Origin of the sequence: Parafrankia elaeagni, from assembly GCF_000374165.1 — a bacterium.
Taxonomy (GTDB): Bacteria; Actinomycetota; Actinomycetes; order Frankiales; family Frankiaceae; genus Parafrankia; species Parafrankia elaeagni.
The window spans coordinates 93,514-110,707 of sequence record NZ_KB893672.1; the positions used below are offsets into that span (position 1 = coordinate 93,514).

Sequence of the window (17,194 nt, forward strand, 5' to 3'; positions counted from 1 at the left end):
GTCAGCGGGCCGCGGACCTGATGACGTCAGCGGTGATGCGGGGCTGGGAGATCATGGCGACGTGCGAGGCGCCCACCTCGGTGGTGCGCGCCCCGGCCCGCTTCGCCATGAACCGCTGCGCGGCGGGCGGGATCAGGTTGTCGTCGCGGGCGACCAGGTACCAGCTGGGAATGCTCTTCCAGGCCGGTGCCCCGGAGGGCTCCTGCAGGGTGTGGACGTCGCCGGGGCGCTGGGTGGCGGCCATGAGGTCCGTCGTCGCCCGGGGCAGGTCGCCGGCGAAGACGTCGCGGAACACGTCGGTCTTCACATAGCCGTCGATGCTGCCGACTCCGTCGGGGGTCGGGTAGGGCCGGAAGTCCAGCGCGGCCTCGCCGAGCCTGCTGCCCGGGTACTTCAGCTGCAGGCCCTGCAGGGTCTCGCCCTGGTCCGGCGCGAAGGCGGCCACGTACACCAGGGCCTTCACGTTCGTGTTGCCCACCGCCGCGTTGGTGATGACCATCCCGCCGTACGAGTGGCCCACCAGGACGATCGGGCCGGGCAGCGTCGCCAGGATGCTGGCGAGGTAGGCCGCGTCGGCGGAGACGCTGCGCAGCGGGTTCGCCGGCGCCAGGACGCGGTGGCCGTCGCGTTGCAGCAGGCGGGCGACGTCGTTCCAGCCGGAGGCGTCGGCGAACGCACCGTGCACGAGCACGACCGTCGGCCGGGCCGCGGCCGGTGGCCGGGCCGACGCGGCCGACGCGGCCGACGCGGCCGACGCGGCCGACGTGGTGGCCGTGGTTCCTGCGGAGGCCGCGGAGGCCAGGGGTGCTCCGACGAGGGCGCCGGTCGCGGCTGCCGCGGATCCGGCAATCACTGTTCGGCGGGTCGTTGACACGAGGACGTGGTCCCTTCGGGAGGAAGCGCGAGGAGGTGGCACCACGGTGCGGGAAACCGGCCAGGCCCGGCATCGGTAGGTTGACGGTCCTGCGTGGAAACCCGTCAGAGATGGTCCGCCGGGCGCAGTGGCAGCCAGTGCAGGCGCTCGCCGAGCCCGTCCGGCGCGGCGGCGAACGCCCGCTCGACGGCCTCGCGCCCCTGGCTGAAGTGCGACCAGCCCTCGTAGTGCACCGGGATGATCGTTCGTGGCTTCGCGAGCGTGCACAGCTCGACCGCCTCGGTCGCGGTGAGGCTGTAGTGCAGCGGCCCGGTGAGCGGGAACCGGACCGCACCGAGATGCAGCAGCACGGTGTCGACCGTCATCCGCAGCGGCACCTGCCGGACCCCGCGGAACAGCACCGTGTCACCGGTGATCCAGAAGACGCCGTGTTCCTGGGCGTCCCACCGCAGCGCGAAGCCGACCACCGGGCCGGCGACGGGGCGGCTCAGCGGCGGGCCGTGCCGGCACGGTGTCGCGGTGACGGTGATGCGCCGCCGGCCGGGTGCGTCGAGCTCGGTCCGCATCCACGGGCGCAGGCCGCGTGCCCCGCCACCGAGGCGCCGGGCCCCCGACCGGGTGGTGATCACCGTCGGTGCCTGGGCGAGCAGGGCGCGACCGCGGTCGTCGAGATTGTCCGCATGGTGGTCGTGGGTGAGCAGGACGGCGTCGACCGGCCCGATCTCGTCGGGATCGAGGGCCGGGCCGGTCCGCTTGCGCGAGCTGGTGCCCCAGCCGAACGAGTAGCGCCGGCCCGGCGGGTCGAACGTCGGGTCGGTGAGGATGCGCCAGCCGCCCACCTCGACGAGGGTCGTCGGGCCTCCGATGTGCGTCACGCGCAGGTCCTTCAACGGCGTCGTCCTCACTCGGTGCTGGGTTGGTCGCGGGCATGCTCAGACCACGGCCCCAGGCTGGAGGGACGGCGAAGGGGGCGCATCCGTAAGTTGACTGTCGTCGTCGGGCGGGCTCTGGTTCGTGGACTGGCTGCCGTCGGTTGCCGGGGGCCGGGCCCGCAGCGCGTCGAGGGCCTCCCGCAGCTGCGAGCGGGCGGTGATGCCGAGCTTCGGGAAGATCCGGTAGAGGTGCGAGCTCACCGTACGGTGTGACACGAACAGCCGCTGGCCGATCTCCCGGTTGCTGAGCCCGGCGGCGGCCAGCATCGCGGTCTGCAGCTCCTGGGCGGTGAGCACTTCGCCGGACGGCGCCGACCGCCCGACGCTCTCCTCGCCGGCGGCGCGCAGCTCCTCACGGGCCAGCCGGCCCCAGGCGGCGGCACCGAGGGCGTCGAAGCCGTCCCGCGCCGCGCGCAGCGGCGCCCGCGACTCGAGAACGCGTCGGCGCCGGCGCAGCCATGAGCCGTAGGCGAGGCCCAGCCGGGCGCGGTGGACCGGCCAGTCCCCGAGATCCATGGCCAGGGCGTGGTCGAACGCCGCAGCCGCCCGCGGTTCCGGCGCCAGCACCGCGGCGGCGTAGGCGAGCGAGTGGTGCAGCGCCGGTGACGGGAACCGCGCCGCCCGCTCCTCGGCCCGGGCGAGGATCTCCCGCACCTCCTCCTGGCGCCCCGACCGGAGGGCCGCGTCCGCGAGGTCGGGCAGCGCCCACCCCGACATGTCGAGCTGGAACGCCGGATCGGACGGGTCGAAGAGGCGGGTCAGCAGGTCGAGGGCCTCGTCGTGGCGGCCGGCGGCGTTCGCGGCGACCCCGCGGGCGTGCTGCGCGGCCTCGGCCGCGAACCGCACCCCGACGACGAGCGGGCTGGCCAGGACGTCGTCCGCGAGCCGGAAGGCGGCCTCGCTGTTGCCGCACATCGCCTCGTGCAGAGCCCGGCTGGCCCGGGCGGCGACGACCCAGAAATGGTCGCCGGTCTCCTCCGCGAGCGCCTCGGCCTCCTCCGTGTCGGCCCGGACAGCCGGCCACCGGCCGAGCCACAGGCGGATGAAGCCCGTGGACGACAGGGTCCGCGCGAGCAGGGCCGCCCGGCCCTGCGCCCGGTAACCGGCGGCCGCCGTGCCCATGTACGACGACGCGGTGACGAAGTCGCCGAGGACCAGGGCCGCCCCGCCGAGGAAGCGCATCGCGTCGATGTCGGTGCGGTCCGGGATCAGCGTGGGCAGCTGGCGCAGCACGTCGGCGCCGAGCACGTCCGGCTGGGCGTAGGCGCTGATCGCGAGGGTTCGTGGGTCGTCGTCGGCGAGGCCGAGCCTGGCGAGCACGGCGGTGACCCGCCCGCCGATCTCCGACGGCAGGCTCGCCCACCAGCAGCGCGACGCGGCCCGCCAGCACAGCATCGCCGCGACGTTCGTGTCGCCGGCGGCATGAGCCGCCAGAGCAAGATCGCACAGGATGTCGATCCGCCCGGTGTCCCGCACGTCACCGGGCTCGACGATGTCGCTGACCAGCGCCAGCCGGCCGCGGTCGACCGGGTCGCCCTGGGCCGGGTCGCCCTGGGCCGGGCTGGCCTTCGCGACGAGCTGCGCGGCGACGCCGCGGTCGTGCAGCTGGGAGGCGAGCTCCGCGGCCCGCAGCAGAAGCGAGGAGCGTCGCGCGGCGTCGCCGGTGAGCTCCGAGGCACGGTCGAGGTCGGTGACGGCCACCCCGAGCGCCCCGCGCTCCAGGGCACGGGCGGCGGCCGCCTCCAGCTCGTCGCTGATGTCCTCGTCCGGCCCGAGCGTCGCCGCGCTGCGGTGCCAGGCACGCCGGTCCGGGTCGTCGGAGAACGTGTCGGCGAGCACCGAGTGGACCGTGAGCCGGGCGAAGTCGCTGACGGACCGGTAGACCGCCGACCGCACGAGAGGATGCCGGAACCGCAGCCGGCGCGCCTGGACCTGCAGCAGCCCGGCGTCGATCGCCGGCTGGAAGCTCTCCGCGGGCACCTCACCGCCGGTCAGCGCCCGCGCGGCGGTCAGCAGCGCCGGCAGCGGACAGCCGGTGTCGGCGGAGAACGCGGCGACCACCGCCCGGGACGCGGGCGGCAGCTGGGCGAACCGGTCCGCGAACGCGCCTTCCAGGCGCTCGTTGAGCGGCAACAGCTCCAGCGAGTCGTCGAGGACGTCCGACGTGACGCACCGGGGCAGCTCGACGAGGGCGAGCGGATTGCCCGCAGCCTGGGCGAGGATGCGCTCCCGCAGCCCGGGGCCGAGCCCGGGAGCATGGTCGGCCAGCACCCGCCGCGCGGCGTCGTCATCCAGCTCCGCGACAGGCAGCTGACCGATGCCGGTGCCGGCGAGGACGGCGGTGTGCTGGGCGCGGACCGCGATGACCGCGGCGATCGGCTCGACGGTGAGGCGGCGGGCGACGAAGACCAGCACGTCGAGCGTCTCCGGGTCCAGCCAGTGCGCATCCTCGACCAGCAGGAGCAGCGGGGTGTGGGCCGCCCGGTCGCCGAGCAGCTCGAGGACCGCGAGCCCCACCGTGAACAGCTCCGGGCGGGTGTCCTCCTGGCCGAAGGCGCCGCGCAGCGTGCGCTGCAACCGCGGGGTGAGCGCCCGCAGATCATGCAGCAGCGGGGCCAGCAGCTGGTGCAGCCCGGCGAACGGCAGCGTCGTCTCCGCCTCGGCGCCGTTCGTGGTGAGCACCGTCATCCCGGCCTCGGCCGCGTACCGGCGAGCGGCGGTCAGCAGCATCGTCTTCCCGATGCCGGCGTGCCCCCGCACGACCAGCGCCGCGCCGCGGTTGGCACGGGCTTCCGCCAGGAGACGTTCGAGGACGGCGAGCTCGGCGTCCCGGCCGTGCACCACCTCCCGGCCAGGCCTCAGATCCTCGCCGCGCACCGTCTCCCGGCCGTGCCTCACCTCCCGGCCGTCACCCGACTGCAGCATGACGGCGGATTCTCCTCTGAGGTTCGTGCGGTTTCCGGTGGACGGGCATCGCCTTCTCCCACCCTGAATCCCAGGCGCCGCCGCGCGAACCACGTGGCACACGTAGTCGGAACAGTTCGTCCGATCGACAGCCTGACGGCGGCGATAATTGACGCTTGTCGTTTTGTGGACAGATGTCTACTATCGATCTGTGCACCATGAGCCGTCGCAGGCGCCCCGCCCCCTCGACCGGAGGGTGCAGCGCTCACGCACGGCTCTGTTCGCGGCTGCGGTGCTCCTGGTGTCCGAGCGCGGCACGACGGCCATCCCGGTCACCGACCTCGCCGCGGTGGCGGACGTGAGCCGGCAAGTGATCTACGTGCAGTTCGGTGATCGTGAGTCGCTTCTGGTGGAGGCGGCGATCGACCTGGTCAGGCGGGAACTCCTGCCGCAGATCGAGGGCGGCACCGAGGCCGGGCGGCGGCGGGCACTGGCGACGGCGCGGCACTTCGCCCACCACCGGTCGTTCTACCGCGCGATGCTGACCGGCTCGTGCGCGTTCGCCATGGCCAGGGCGCTGAACGGTGTGCTCGGTTCATTGCAACGGCCGGTCGTGCGGATGTTGTTCGGTGAGCTGGACCAGGGCACGGCGGAGGACCTGACGGCGTTTTTCTCGGGCGGGATGGCCGCGGTCATCAACGACTGGTTGATCGACGGTGATGACCCGCTCGATCCCGAGGAGTTCACGGACCGCCTGCTCCGCCTCGTGTCGGTCGTCACCGCCAGCCAGCACCTCCGCGCGGACGGAGGTCACGTCTGATGACCCGGGCAGCCGTGTCCTCCACTGCGAGCTCACTGCGAGCTGCCTTCCGCCGCCGACGACCGGGGTCCGATCACCGATGTGATCAGCGGGCCGATCCGCGATTCGGCTCAGCTGGCCTGATCGCGGGATCAGACGCAACTCGACGGAAACGACGGAGGCTTGAGAATTTGTCCAGAAAGCGTAGGTTCTCGGCGGGTAGGCAGGTCTCGGCGTTCGCCTGTTTCCTAGCTGTCGCCGTGTTCGGGTCGGCATGTTCCGACGGCTCGGGGCCGACGCCGACCACGGCGGCGAAGACGACTACGGCGGCACCGCCGCGACCCGCGGGACCGGCTGCCGACCTGCATGAGCTCAGCGGCGGCAATGGCGTCGGCCTGGGTTCCCCGACCAGGGTCGACCTTGCGGACACCGGATACGTCGAGACCGAGTACGCCGCGTCTGGGACGGCGACGTCCTACGACCCGCAGGGTGAACTCGCTCCCGACGGCCGCTGGACATTCCAGGCCGGCACCACGGCCGAATACACCACCCGGGTCCTCGTACGCCGGCCGGCCGCGGAGAAGTTCAGCGGCACTGTCATCGTCGAGTGGTTGAACGTCAGCTCCGGGACCGACTCCGACGTCGTGTGGTCGAGCACGCACGAGGAGCTGGTGCGGCGGGGCCACGCGTGGGTCGGTGTCTCCGCGCAGCGCATCGGCGTCATGGGCGGCCCCGCCCTCACCCCGACCGACGGCGGCAGCGCCACCGCGGGCGGACTGGTCAACACCGACCCCGCGCGGTACGGCTCCCTCAACCAACCCGGCGACGGGTACTCCTTCGACATCTTCACCCAAGCCGCACGCGCGGTACGTGCCGGCGGCGTGGCGATGGGTGACCTGAAGCCGCGGCACGTGCTCGCAGCGGGCCAGTCCCAGTCGGCGTTCGCGCTGGTCACCTACATCAACGGGGTGCAACCCCTCACGCGCGAGTTCGACGGCTTTCTCGTCCACAGCCGGGGCGGTGGCGGCCTTCCGCTCGCCGCGCCCGGTGAGCCCGCCAGCCTCGGCTCCGAAACGGCGACCTCACCGACGATCATCCGGGCCGACACCGACGTGCCGGTGCTCGAGGTGCAAGCCGAGGGGGACCTGCGCGCCCCGCTGAACTCCGTCGTCTCACGCCAACCCGACAGCGGCCAGTTCCGCCTCTGGGAGGTCGCCGGGGCCGCGCACGCTGACGCACACACGGTCGGGCCGTTCGCGGACGCTCTCGGCTGCGGAGCGATCAACAACGCACCCATGCACGTCGTCGTCAAGGCCGCACTGCACGCCCTCGAGGAATGGGTAGGCGAGGGGACGCTGCCTGCCACGGCACCGCGGCTCGAGGTCACCCCGAACAGCCCGCCGCAGGTCGCCCGCGACGCCGACGGCATCGCCCGCGGTGGCGTCCGTACACCACCCGTCGACGTACCCGTCGACATCCTGTCGGGCACCCCCGGCCCGAACCCCTCCGTGATCTGCAGCCTGTTCGGATCCACGGCACCGCTGCCCGCCGAGCGTCTCACCGCCCTCTACCCGTCCAGTGACGCCTACCTGCAGAAATACACCACCGCCGCGGACAGCACGATCAAAGCCGGATTCGCCCTGCCGGCAGACCGCGACGCGCTCCTCGCCTACGCGCAACCGACCCGCATCCAATAGATCCCTGGGTCCCTGGCCTCGACGAACAGCAGCGCAGGGCCGGCCGGCGTCACCCGCAACGGGCTCCGGGTCACCGCCGCGGAGCGAAACCTGACAGGACGTCAAAGAACACCCGCTCGGGACTCTTCGAGACGGCCCGCGAGCTGCCGACGGGAGGTGACGCCGAGCTTCTGGAAGATCTTGCGCAGGTGATAGTCGACGGTGTTCGTGCTGATGAACATGGTCGCGCTGATCTCCGCGTTGGTACGGCCGGCGGCGGCGAGCCGGGCGACCGTCCGTTCCTGGGGAGTCAGGTCGAGAGCCTCGCGTGGTTGCCCGGCCGGCAGGCGCTGCCCGGTGGCCTCCAGCTCGGTGCGGGCCCGCTGGGCGAAGGCCGGCGCGCCCGCGCCCTCGAAGATCTCGACCGCGCGCCGCAGGTGCTCCCGGGCCTCCCGGCGCCGCCGGGCGCGCCGCAGCCACTCCCCGTAGACCAGGTGCGACCGGCCCAGCTGGACGGTCAGCACAGTGGGACGAAGCGTCGCGACGGCCGCGGCGTAGTGCGCCTCGGCCTCGTGGTCGTCGGACACCAACGCCCGCGACCGCTGGGCCACGCCCCGCGTCCAGACCGAACCGTTGACCGTCGCCAGGTCCTCGAGGAGCGCCACGACCCCCGCCGCCTCCGCGACACGTCCGCCGCGGCTCGCGGCCTCGACGAAATCCGGGTACTCCAGCGGAGTCACCTGCAGGAAAGGGTCATCCACCAGGGGTTTCAGTCGCGTGTAGGCATCGTCGTAACGACCTTCGGCGAGGTCCCGCACGGCCAGCGCGCCCACCCCTGAGGCGTACACACCGCCGAAGCCGGCCGCGCGGGCCGCGTCCGCGGCCGCCTCGACCTGGGCACGCGGACCCCCGGACCAGGCCAGCAGCGCCACGTTGACCACATGCTCGGCCTCGTAGCCGATCGCGCGGCGCAGCTCGCGGACCTGCTCGACGTACTGGTCCGCGAGCCGCGGCGTCCCGCTGTGCAGCAGGGTCAGCGACAGGATCCACAGGGTGGTGTCGAGCACCGGCAGCGAACCCCGCTCCCGTGCGGCGGCGGCCGTCCGTTCCAGGATGTCCCGCGTCGCCGTCTCGTCCCACAACGCGGTGGTCAGAGCGATGCTGATCGCGCCGTATCTCATCAGATCGGCGCCGGTGAGCCCGCTGACGACGTCGAGGGCCGCACGCAGCTCGGGCACCGCCTCCCGGTAGGGCCGCAGGATGTAGGTGCCCAGCGCACGCAGAATCGTCCCGGCGACACCGTGCGCCAGGCCGGCGCCGTCGAGCAGGCGGCGGCCCAGCACGGGCAGGGTGACCTCCCGCCCCTGCCGCTCCACGGCGAGCGCACGGTGGAAGGCGTCCAGCAGCGCGTCCTGCTCGGCGCCGACGTCATGCCCGTGGAAACACGCGGCCGCCGCGAGCATGTCGGCCGCACCGCGGACGACTGCCGGCCCGGCCGTGAAGAACGTGTGATCGACCCGGACTTTGGTCAGCCGGCCGCGCGTGACCGGGTCCAGCGCCGCCAGCGCCTTCTCGCCCGCCCCGCTCGTCCCTCCCGCCCCGCTCGTCCCTCCCGCCCGGCCCGTCCCTCCCGCCCGGCCCGTCCCTCTCGTCCCTCCCGACTCGGCGACTTCGTCGGCCACTTCGTCCGCCAGGCTCTTCGCCAGACCGGCGGCACCGGCCGCCAGCGCGGCCTCGGCCGCCGCGACCAGCCGGCCGTTCCTCGCCGGCCCGGGGGGCGTCAGCGCCGCCGCCTGCGTGAGGACGCTGGCCCGGGACCTGAGCCCGCCGCGGTGCGCCGCGAGATCCGCCACCCGTTCCAGCCGGTCGGCGACCTGCTCGTCGGTACCGACCGTCGCCTTCGCCGCATGCCAGGCCGCCAGCTCCACGATGCCCCTGGCCTCCGCCTCGGTGGACAACGCGCGGTGCGCCCGCCGCCGCTCCGCCCCCGGCGCACCGTGGTACGTCGCGGACCGAACCAGCGGATGCCGGAAGCTCAGCGACGCGCCGAGCTCCACCAGACCGGCCAGTTCCGCCTCGTCACCGACGATGTCGACGAGACCGAGCCGCCGGGCCGCCGCCCGGACCAGCTCCACGTCACCGGTCGACTCGGCGGCGGCGACCAACAGCCACGCCTGCAGTCGCGGGTCGGCCCCGCGGATCCGGCGCAGATAGCACGCCTCCAGCCGGCTCCCGACGGGGATCGGCTCCACGGCGACACTCGACCGGGTCAGCTGCCGGACGCCCAGCTCGTCCGCCAGGTCGATCAGGGCCAGCGGGCTGCCCCCGGTCGCGTCGGCGATCCGCGTGGCCGCCGCCGTGTCGATCGGCTCCCGCAACACCGACTTCAGCAGCCGGACCGCCGCCTCCGTCCCCAGCCCGCCCAGCCGCAGAACAGGCAGCCCGGCCATCCGCTCGGTCACCCACAACTCGTCACGGGCGGCGAACACGAGCGCGACCCGCTCCGCCTCCAGCCGACGGGCCACGAAGGCCAGCACGTCCAACGACTCCGCGTCGAGAAGATGCGCGTCATCGACAACGCAGACGATCGGTGGCGGCGCTTCGCCAGCCGGGATCGCTTCGCCCGCCGGCGCCGGCGCCGTGGAGGCCGAGGCCAGCAGGCCCAGCACGCCGAGACCGACGAGATACCGATCCGGCGCGGGGCCGTCCACCGCCCCGGTCGCCACCTGCAGTGCCAGCTGCTGCCGCTCCGGAAGGACCGGGAGATGCCCGCGGAGCGGAATCGTCAACCGGTGCACCGAGGCGAACGGGAGCGCCGACTCCGCCTCGTACCCGTCCACCCGCAGCAGCCGGAAACCCTCGGACACAGCCCTGGACGCCATCGTCTCCAGCAGTGCCGTCTTCCCGATGCCCGGCTCACCGCAGAGCAGCAGCGCACCCCCACGGCCGTCACGGGCTGACTCCAGCAGCGACCCGACCCGCCGCCTTTCCGCATCCCGCCCCAGCAGCCCGCCCTCGCCGGGATGCACCGACCGTGACACAGACGAGGCCGCGTCAGTCACGCCATGACGTGACAGCCCGGCGGGGGACAGAGCCCCCCGAAGACCGCCGCACGCTTCGCGGGAGCATCGCGCTCATCGTGACCGCCACAAGCCTCCCGCCCTCGTCACCTGTCCAGTGTCGCGCCGCCTGGACCCGTCCGTGTCACCGGAGTGGTCGGCCGGCCCCCTCCGCGGGGAACTCCTCGATGCCGAGGACCAGCATCAGCTGCAGCCGCTCGCGCGTCTCGGCATCCGCCGGGGTGAGTACCAACAGCTGCTGGCCCTGATCCGGAGTAACCAGGGTTTCGCAGTCCATCAGCAGACGGCCGACCCGTGGGTGCAGCAGAGTCTTGCGGTCGGCACGCCGGACCGCCACCTCGTGCTCGGCCCAGCGCCGGCGGAACTCGGCACTGGCGGCCCGCAGCCGCTCGACGAGCCCGGTGACCTCAGGGTCGCCGGCGCGCCGCCCCGCGGTCGCCCGCAGGTCGGCCACGAGCTGACGAGACTGATGCTCATGCTCCTCCGGCGGGCTGACAGCGCGGGCGGCAGCCTCGGTGAACCAGCGGTACACCGGGTAACGCCGGTCGCCCTCGACGTCGGCGAGGCTGCCTGCCAACAGCAGCCCCGCCCGGTTCCGGGCGAGGATCTCGCCCAGGTCGGAGAGCACCAGGGCCGGGGTGTCGCCGAGCAGGTCGAGCATGCGCACCAGCCCGGCGCGGGCCAGCCGGGCCTGCCCGGCCGTGCCGTCGGCAGCCGGCGGCTGGTGGCCGGCCAGGTGGAACAGGTGGTCACGCTCGTCGTCGGACAGCCGCAGCGCCCGGGCCAGCGCACCCAGCAGCTGGACCGACGGCTGGCTGCTGCGGCCCTGCTCAAGCCGCACCACGTAGTCGACCGACATGCCCGCGAGCATGGCGACCTCCTCCCGGCGCAGGCCGGTGGTGCGCCGCCGCGGGCCGTCGGCCAGGCCCACCTCGGCCGGGCGGATCGCCGCGCGGCGCCGTCGCAGGAAGTCGGCGAGCTCGTCACGTTCCATCGCCTCATGGTTCCTCGGCCCGGCGCGTCCAGCCAGGGAGCGGCACTCCCACGATGGACGCTCCGCTCCCGGACGCGCCGTCGCCGGGCCACGGTGGACGAGGCCGTCGTCGACAGCCGTCGACGACAGCCGACGATGCGCCACCAGAGGATGCGCCAGCAGACGATGAAGGAGACCACGATGCGGACACGAACTCTCGGCAGCTCCGGACCGGCCGTCGGCGCGCTCGGTCTGGGCGCAATGGGCATGTCAGGCGCCTACGGGACGTCCGACGACGCGGAGAGCACCGCCACCGTGCACGCCGCCCTGGATGCCGGCATCACCCTCGTCGACACCGGCGACTTCTACGGCATGGGCCACAACGAGCTGCTGCTCCGCGAGGCACTGCGCGGCCGGGACCGGGACAGCTACGTCCTGAGCGTCAAGTTCGGCATGCTGCGCGGGCCGGGCGGGGGGTTCGGCGGGGCGGACGGGCGCCCCGAGGCGGTGCGGAACTTCCTGGCCTACTCGCTGACCCGGCTGGGCACCGACCACATCGACATCTACCGCCCGGCCCGGCTGGACCCGGCCGTCCCGATCGAGGAGACCGTGGGCGCCGTCAAGGAGATGATCGACGCCGGCTATGTGCGACACGTCGGCCTCTCGGAGGTCGACGCCGAGACGATCCGCCGCGCGCACGCCGTACACCCGATCGCCGACCTGCAGATCGAGTACTCGCTGGTGTCGCGGGCGGTGGAGGCGGACGTCCTGCCCACCCTGCGGGAGCTGGGCATCGGCCTGACCGCGTACGGGGTCCTCAGCCGTGGCCTCATCTCCGGGCACTGGAACGCCGGTCAGGCAGCCCCCGGCGATGCCCGTGCCCACAGCCCGCGGTTCTCCAGCGGGAACGTGGAGCACAACCTCACCCTGGTGGAGGCACTGCGTCGGGTCGCCGCGGCGACGGGCGCCACCGTCGCCCAGCTGGCCATCGCCTGGGTGGCCGCCCAGGGGGCGGACATCGTGCCCCTGATCGGCGCCCGCACCCGCGAGCGGCTGACCGAGGCACTGCCCGCCCTCGACCTGAACCTCACCGCCGACGATCTCGCCGAGATCGAGAAAGCCGTCCCGGCCGGCTCGGCCCGCGGCGACCGGTACCCGACCGCGTTCATGTCCGGCCTCGGAGTGGGAAACTGACACCGGCCTGGTGATCAGGCGTCGTCAGCCAGGCCAGCCGCTGCGGCTGGTCAGGATGCCGGATAGGTGGCCAGCCAGCCCTGGGTCGCGGCGCCGAACTCGTCGGAGACCAACCGTGTCCGGTCGATCTCCCGGACGAGGTCGTCGGCGACCCGCTCGACGATCTCGAAGCCTTCGAGCTCGCGGACCCAGTCCTGGGGCAGGGCGTGTTCCCCCAGCGCGGCCCCCACGAGGTTCCCGCAGACAGCGCCGGTCGAGTCGCTGTCACCGGAATGGTTCACCGCCGCGAGCAGCGCGCCGCGCGGGTCGTCGGGGAGAGCTGCAGCGCAGTAGACGGCGATGGCCAGCGCCTCCTCGGCGACCCAGCCACCGCCGAGGGATTCCACCCGCTCCGGAGTGACAGTCCCCTCGCCTGCAATCACCTCCTCGGCTGCGCCGAGCGCCGCCCGCAGCGCGGCGCTGACCTCGCCGCCCTGCCGCTGCGCGGCCAGCCGGTCGAGGGCCGACGCGGCGGCGCCGGTGACGGACGCACCACTGACGATCTCCGCGATGATCCAGGCGAACGCGCCCGCCGCGAGATAGCCGCTCGGGTGGCCGTGGGTGAGGACGGCACACTCGACCGCGAGATCCCACGAACTCTGCGGCGACCTACGGAGCAGCCCGAAAGGCGCGGAGCGCATCACCGTGCCGCATCCCTTGCTGTCGGGGTTGGCCGGGTCGTCGAGGGTGCCGGGTCGGGGGCGCGCCAGACCGCTCAGACAGGCGTTCCCGGGCGCCCGTCGCGCGTAGAGCACTTTCTGGGAGGCTAGCCAGCCGTCGGCGGGCTCGGGCGGCCCGTCCAGCCGCTGCGTCGCGAGCCAGCGCTGGTAGGCGTTCCACAACACGGTCGGCGGGTGGAAGGGCGGGTGAAGGGAGTCACCCGACCGGCTCCGCACCGACGCGCGGATGAGCCCTTCAGCGGTGAACAGCGTCATCTGAGTGTCGTCGGTCAGCGGCGCGCGGACGCCGTACGCCACCGTCAGCCCGGTGACGCCCGCGGGGCCGTGCGCCTGCCGGATGCTTGCCAGGTCGTGGAACTCGATTCCGGCGCCCAGCGCATCGCCGAGCGCCCCGCCGAGCAGACATCCGCGCACCCGGTCGGCGTAGCTGAGCACGGTGGGCCCGCCGGCGGTGTCCGTCGGCCGCTGGCCGCCCAGTGCGGCTTCGGTCTCTGCTCGCGCGGAGGCAGTGGCTTCCAGCGTCATGGATCCTGGGACGACGGCCGCCGGGGCCGCGCTGTCGGACTCCAGGTCGGCCGCCGCGACCAGTTCGGCGGCGGTCATGCGCTGGCGGGCCAACGCCCGCCCGGAGCGGCCGAAGATCACTCCTTCGTCCGTCAGTACCGCCCGCGGGTCGTCGACCCGGTCGGGGTCGGGCCACCGGAACTCCGGAGAGACCGCCCCGTTCAGCTTCAGCACCCGGTGGGCGTTCGGGACGCGGACGTTGGCCAGCCGCTGCCCTACTGCCACCGCGTGGGTGCCGACGACCTCGGCCACGTCGGAGTAACTGGTCCAGCGGCCGGCGGGAATCGAGGCGAGAACCTGGGTCAACAGCGTCCAGCGCCGGCTGGGCGGCGCGGCCTCCTCCACGCTCGTGTCCGGGCCCGGCCAGATCCGCAGGGCGCGGTCGGCGAGGTCTCGGCCCCGCCGCTGGATCTCCGCCCGGCCCCACCGAGGGGTTTTGCCGATCTCCCGGTTCATGGCCAGCCCGCTGTCCGCCAGCAGGGTGCGCTTCTGGTCGAACTCATGGTCGGCCAGTTTCGGGTTGTACGCGGTGAGGGTCAGGTTGCCCAGGGTGTGCACCACCGACCGGTGCAGCTCGTCCCGGGATTCGCCGTCCCGTACCTCCTCGTCGAGGGTCGCCCGCCAGCCGGGCCGGTTCAGGGACTGCGGCAGGACGTGCTCGATGGTGAGCTTCGCGTCCCAGTCGACCGGTTCCAGGTGTTCGTGGTCCTCCTCGAGGCAGCGGAGCACGTAGGTCCGCTGCGGCCCGCGGCCCGTCCAGTAGAACGGGTTGACGAGAACGGCCTCCCGGACGTGCTCGTCGCTCGGGAACTTCTTGCGCGGCCCGGACAGGACGCGGGTGACGGCGTCCGCGGTCGGCGGGGTGTCGCCGAGCTCCTTGACCAGGGACATCAGGATCCTGTTGCTGTTGGCGCTCGCGATGCCCACGATCATCCGGCGGACCAGATAACCCTCGACGACCCGCAGCGCCCGGGCGCCCTCGGCGGCGTCGACACGCCCGGCGGCGTGCTCGATCAGCAGGTGCAGGGCAATGGGCCGGACCACATCCGCGCCCCACCTGCGCAACCGCCACAGGGCGGGGCGAAGCTGGTCGTCGGGCTCCCTGTCCGGGTCGAGAAGCCGGTGGAACAGCAGGGCTTTCGCGTGCAGGTCGTGGATCCACTCCTCTACCGCGTCCTCGTCAGGCAGCGTGTCGAGGAACTGGCGCTGGGCCTGGTAGACGTTGTCCTTGGTGGCCCGGTCGTCGCCGCGCAGAACGAGGTCGAGCCAGATCAGGTCCTCCAGAGTGTCGCCGAGCATCTCCTGCAGCGGGTACCAGCGCCAGTCGTAGACGTGGTCGGCCCGCGTTGGCAGGCGCATGAACAGGTAGTTGCGCAGCAGGTCGGCCTGGGTGAGGCGGCGGCCGGTGTGGTTCAGCGACTCGAAGATCCGGTACACGTCGTCGTCGGCGTGCGCGGCGATCTCCACGACCGCGAGCTGGCCGACGACCGCCTGCTCGACACGGGCGGGGCTCACCTCGTCCTCGGCATCCTCCAGCTCGGCGAGCCGGGCGCGGAAGAACCGGTACGCCTCGCCGACGCCGGCGCGCCCCCCGGCGGCCGGCAGTCCCTCCAGCAGTGCCGTCCAGGCCGCGCGGTCCGCCCGGGTTGGCAGCAGCGTGTACCGCTCGGTGCCCTCGGCGTATCTGTTGAGCAGGTACAGGTCGTCGATCTTGCCGGCCAGGTGGGAGTCGTTCTCCCTGACGTGGTCGCGTATGGCGCACAGCAGAATGCTCAGCGAGGTCAGCCGCTGCTGCCCATCCACGACGAGCCAGACGGCGACCCCGGCCGGGGTGGTGGACGGGCTGGGGGCCAGCACCAGCGAACCCATGAAGTGCGAGGCCGACGGGCCCTCGGCGACCACGGTGAGGATGTCGGCCCACAGTTGGCGCAGGTTCGACCTGCCCCAGCTGTAGGGGCGCTGGTAGAGCGGGACGAGGTACTGGCACTGGCCCTGCAGCAGTTTGCCGAGTGTGGTCTCGTTCGCCTTCATGGAATACGCCGCCCCCGCGTCGTTCGCCCGTTCGATCGGTCCGGTGACCGTCAGCAAGCAATCCTAGCGATTGTCGACCTGCGGCCACGGCGTCAGATACGCCCCGGTCGCTTCTCGGTCCAGACCCGCGAATGTTCCACGGCAGGCTCGGGCTCCCAGAGGGGGAGAGCACCGCGGCGTGCCCTGAAAGCCCTCGGACAGGACTCTTTCAGGGAGTGGGGACCTCGATCTGGGTGAGCCAGCGGAAGTCGCCGACTCCTTTCGTGATCATTTCTTTCACGTGGATCTTCTCCGCCGGCGTGTCTCTGATCCAGTACTGATAGGCCTCTTCGTCGACCAGAACGACGAACAGATCGAAGTCGAGACCCACCTCCTCGGCATCGCCGAGACGGACCTGCTGCCGCCAGCAGCCGTCACCGTCAGGCGAGATCGCCGCCAGCGGCCGGTAGGCGTCGTCGCCGGGTGTGTATCCGTCCCGGCCGGGGCCGTTGCCGGAGGAGAGTTTGTCCTCGCGCACGTACAGATAGAGACGATCGCCGGCCGCGGGCTCGCCGGTGATTCGGATGGCCAGGGAGGCGGACACCGCCGGCGTCGTGGCCAGCGTGTGCTGGACCTCGGTCACGGTCACCCCGGCACCGCTCCCGTGGTCGGAGAAAAAGAAGTCGGTGCCTCCGGTGGGTGGCGGGGACAGCACGCACCCGGCCGGAGACGGGGCGGCGTCGACCGGCGGTGCCGGCACGACATCGGACGCCGGTGTCAATGCCGGTGCCCACGCCGGTGTCGGTGTCGACACCGGCGTGGAGGGCATGGGCAGGACGGCCGGATCGGTCGGTGTCCCCGTGGGTGTGACGCCGGATGCCCGGCTGGTGCGCGGGGTTCCGCCGCCGGTGGGGCCGGCTGGGGCGGTGGGGGAGGAAAGGCCGCCCGGACTGCCTTCCTGCGAGGCCTCCCTGAACGCGGTGATCCCGATTCCGGCGCCGGTCAGCGCTGCGACGAGCACCGTCGCCGCGGCGGCCCTGGACGGACGGGAAAGTCGACGATGCGTCCGTGACGGCTCCGGAACCCGCGGAGGCTCCGGAACCCGTGTCATGACGGGTGGTTCGAGAACGGCCGTGCTCCGGTCGGTCGACCGTCCATCAGGAGTCGTGTCGGCGGAGCCGTCCCCGAGGTGGTCCGTGCGCAGGCGCTGGAGAGCTGGGTGCGTCGGCCACTGCCGCAGCATCGCCACGAGCAGTCGCCGGTACGGTGTCGATATCACGCCATGGCGGAACTCCTCGAAGACCTCGAACCAGGCAAGCTGAGGGGTGGTCATGCTCAGGGTGGGCATGCGGCTTGACGGAAACCCGATCTCGGCCAGAATCCGCCGGAACGCACCGTCGCCCGTCACGACGGCGGCGCATGTCTCCTGAAGGAACAGGATGTCGGTGTCGGACATCGACAGGTCTCGA

Annotated in this window: 10 protein-coding genes and 1 pseudogene; 3 read left to right on the forward strand and 8 right to left on the reverse strand. The window is 72.8% G+C overall.

Annotated elements, in window-relative coordinates; all coding sequences use genetic code 11:
• Nucleotide 1: 1 nt before the first annotated feature.
• The 3 genes from B207_RS0103970 to B207_RS32405 form a co-directional block, all read right to left on the reverse strand.
• The gene (locus B207_RS0103970; protein ID WP_026310650.1) at nucleotides 2–874 is read right to left on the reverse strand and encodes an alpha/beta fold hydrolase; all 873 of its coding nucleotides are present in this window, start codon (nucleotides 872–874) and stop codon (nucleotides 2–4) included.
• 104 nt (nucleotides 875–978) lie between these two features.
• Entirely contained in the window at nucleotides 979–1,764 is a 786-nt protein-coding gene (locus B207_RS0103975; protein ID WP_018635219.1) for an MBL fold metallo-hydrolase, read from the reverse strand.
• Nucleotides 1,765–1,806: 42 nt separating this feature from the next.
• A complete protein-coding gene (locus B207_RS32405) occupies nucleotides 1,807–4,731 on the reverse strand; it encodes a helix-turn-helix transcriptional regulator (RefSeq protein ID WP_018635220.1) in 2,925 nt (974 codons plus the stop codon).
• 235 nt (nucleotides 4,732–4,966) lie between these two features.
• Between B207_RS32405 and B207_RS0103985 the strand changes: the two genes are divergently transcribed.
• Both B207_RS0103985 and B207_RS0103990 read left to right on the forward strand, forming a co-directional pair.
• Nucleotides 4,967–5,530, forward strand: coding sequence for a TetR/AcrR family transcriptional regulator (locus B207_RS0103985; RefSeq protein WP_018635221.1), 564 nt, complete (start codon nucleotides 4,967–4,969; stop codon nucleotides 5,528–5,530).
• Between the two features lie 239 nt (nucleotides 5,531–5,769).
• Nucleotides 5,770–7,206 (forward strand): alpha/beta hydrolase domain-containing protein, encoded by a 1,437-nt coding sequence (locus tag B207_RS0103990; protein ID WP_018635222.1) that lies wholly within the window; start codon nucleotides 5,770–5,772, stop codon nucleotides 7,204–7,206.
• Nucleotides 7,207–7,307: 101 nt separating this feature from the next.
• Here B207_RS0103990 and B207_RS0103995 read toward each other — a convergent pair whose 3' ends face one another.
• Both B207_RS0103995 and B207_RS0104000 read right to left on the reverse strand, forming a co-directional pair.
• Entirely contained in the window at nucleotides 7,308–10,247 is a 2,940-nt protein-coding gene (locus B207_RS0103995) for a helix-turn-helix transcriptional regulator (RefSeq protein WP_230204823.1), read from the reverse strand.
• 142 nt (nucleotides 10,248–10,389) lie between these two features.
• Nucleotides 10,390–11,259 carry a helix-turn-helix transcriptional regulator gene (locus B207_RS0104000; RefSeq protein ID WP_018635224.1) on the reverse strand — a complete coding sequence of 290 codons (870 nt, stop codon included), beginning with the start codon at nucleotides 11,257–11,259 and terminating at the stop codon, nucleotides 10,390–10,392.
• Nucleotides 11,260–11,439: 180 nt separating this feature from the next.
• Between B207_RS0104000 and B207_RS0104005 the strand changes: the two genes are divergently transcribed.
• Nucleotides 11,440–12,432, forward strand: a complete 993-nt coding sequence (locus tag B207_RS0104005) for an aldo/keto reductase (RefSeq protein ID WP_026310653.1) — start codon at nucleotides 11,440–11,442, stop codon at nucleotides 12,430–12,432.
• A 50-nt stretch (nucleotides 12,433–12,482) separates the two neighbouring features.
• Here the strand turns inward: B207_RS0104005 and B207_RS42735 are convergent, their stop codons facing one another.
• The 3 genes and pseudogenes from B207_RS42735 to B207_RS0104015 all read right to left on the reverse strand — a co-directional run bounded on the left by B207_RS42735 (nucleotide 12,483) and on the right by B207_RS0104015 (nucleotide 17,181).
• Nucleotides 12,483–13,676: an ADP-ribosylglycohydrolase family protein gene (locus tag B207_RS42735; RefSeq protein ID WP_407671356.1), complete on the reverse strand. Its 1,194-nt coding sequence runs from the start codon at nucleotides 13,674–13,676 to the stop codon at nucleotides 12,483–12,485.
• A 129-nt stretch (nucleotides 13,677–13,805) separates the two neighbouring features.
• Nucleotides 13,806–15,746: pseudogene (locus B207_RS42740) on the reverse strand (GmrSD restriction endonuclease domain-containing protein); the annotation flags it as partial.
• A gap of 208 nt (nucleotides 15,747–15,954) precedes the next feature.
• Nucleotides 15,955–17,181, reverse strand: a complete 1,227-nt coding sequence (locus tag B207_RS0104015) for an effector-associated domain EAD1-containing protein (protein ID WP_026310654.1) — start codon at nucleotides 17,179–17,181, stop codon at nucleotides 15,955–15,957.
• Nucleotides 17,182–17,194 lie beyond the last annotated feature (13 nt).

Excerpts from the sequence above, each read along its gene's own strand:
- B207_RS0104015 (WP_026310654.1), bottom strand. The coding sequence starts at position 17,181 with ATGTCCGACACCGACATCCTGTTCCTTCAGGAGACATGCGCCGCCGTC.
- B207_RS0104005 (WP_026310653.1), top strand. The coding sequence starts at position 11,440 with ATGCGGACACGAACTCTCGGCAGCTCCGGACCGGCCGTCGGCGCGCTC.
- B207_RS32405 (WP_018635220.1), bottom strand. The coding sequence starts at position 4,731 with ATGCTGCAGTCGGGTGACGGCCGGGAGGTGAGGCACGGCCGGGAGACG.
- B207_RS0104000 (WP_018635224.1), bottom strand. The coding sequence starts at position 11,259 with ATGGAACGTGACGAGCTCGCCGACTTCCTGCGACGGCGCCGCGCGGCG.
- B207_RS42735 (WP_407671356.1), bottom strand. The coding sequence starts at position 13,676 with ATGACGCTGGAAGCCACTGCCTCCGCGCGAGCAGAGACCGAAGCCGCA.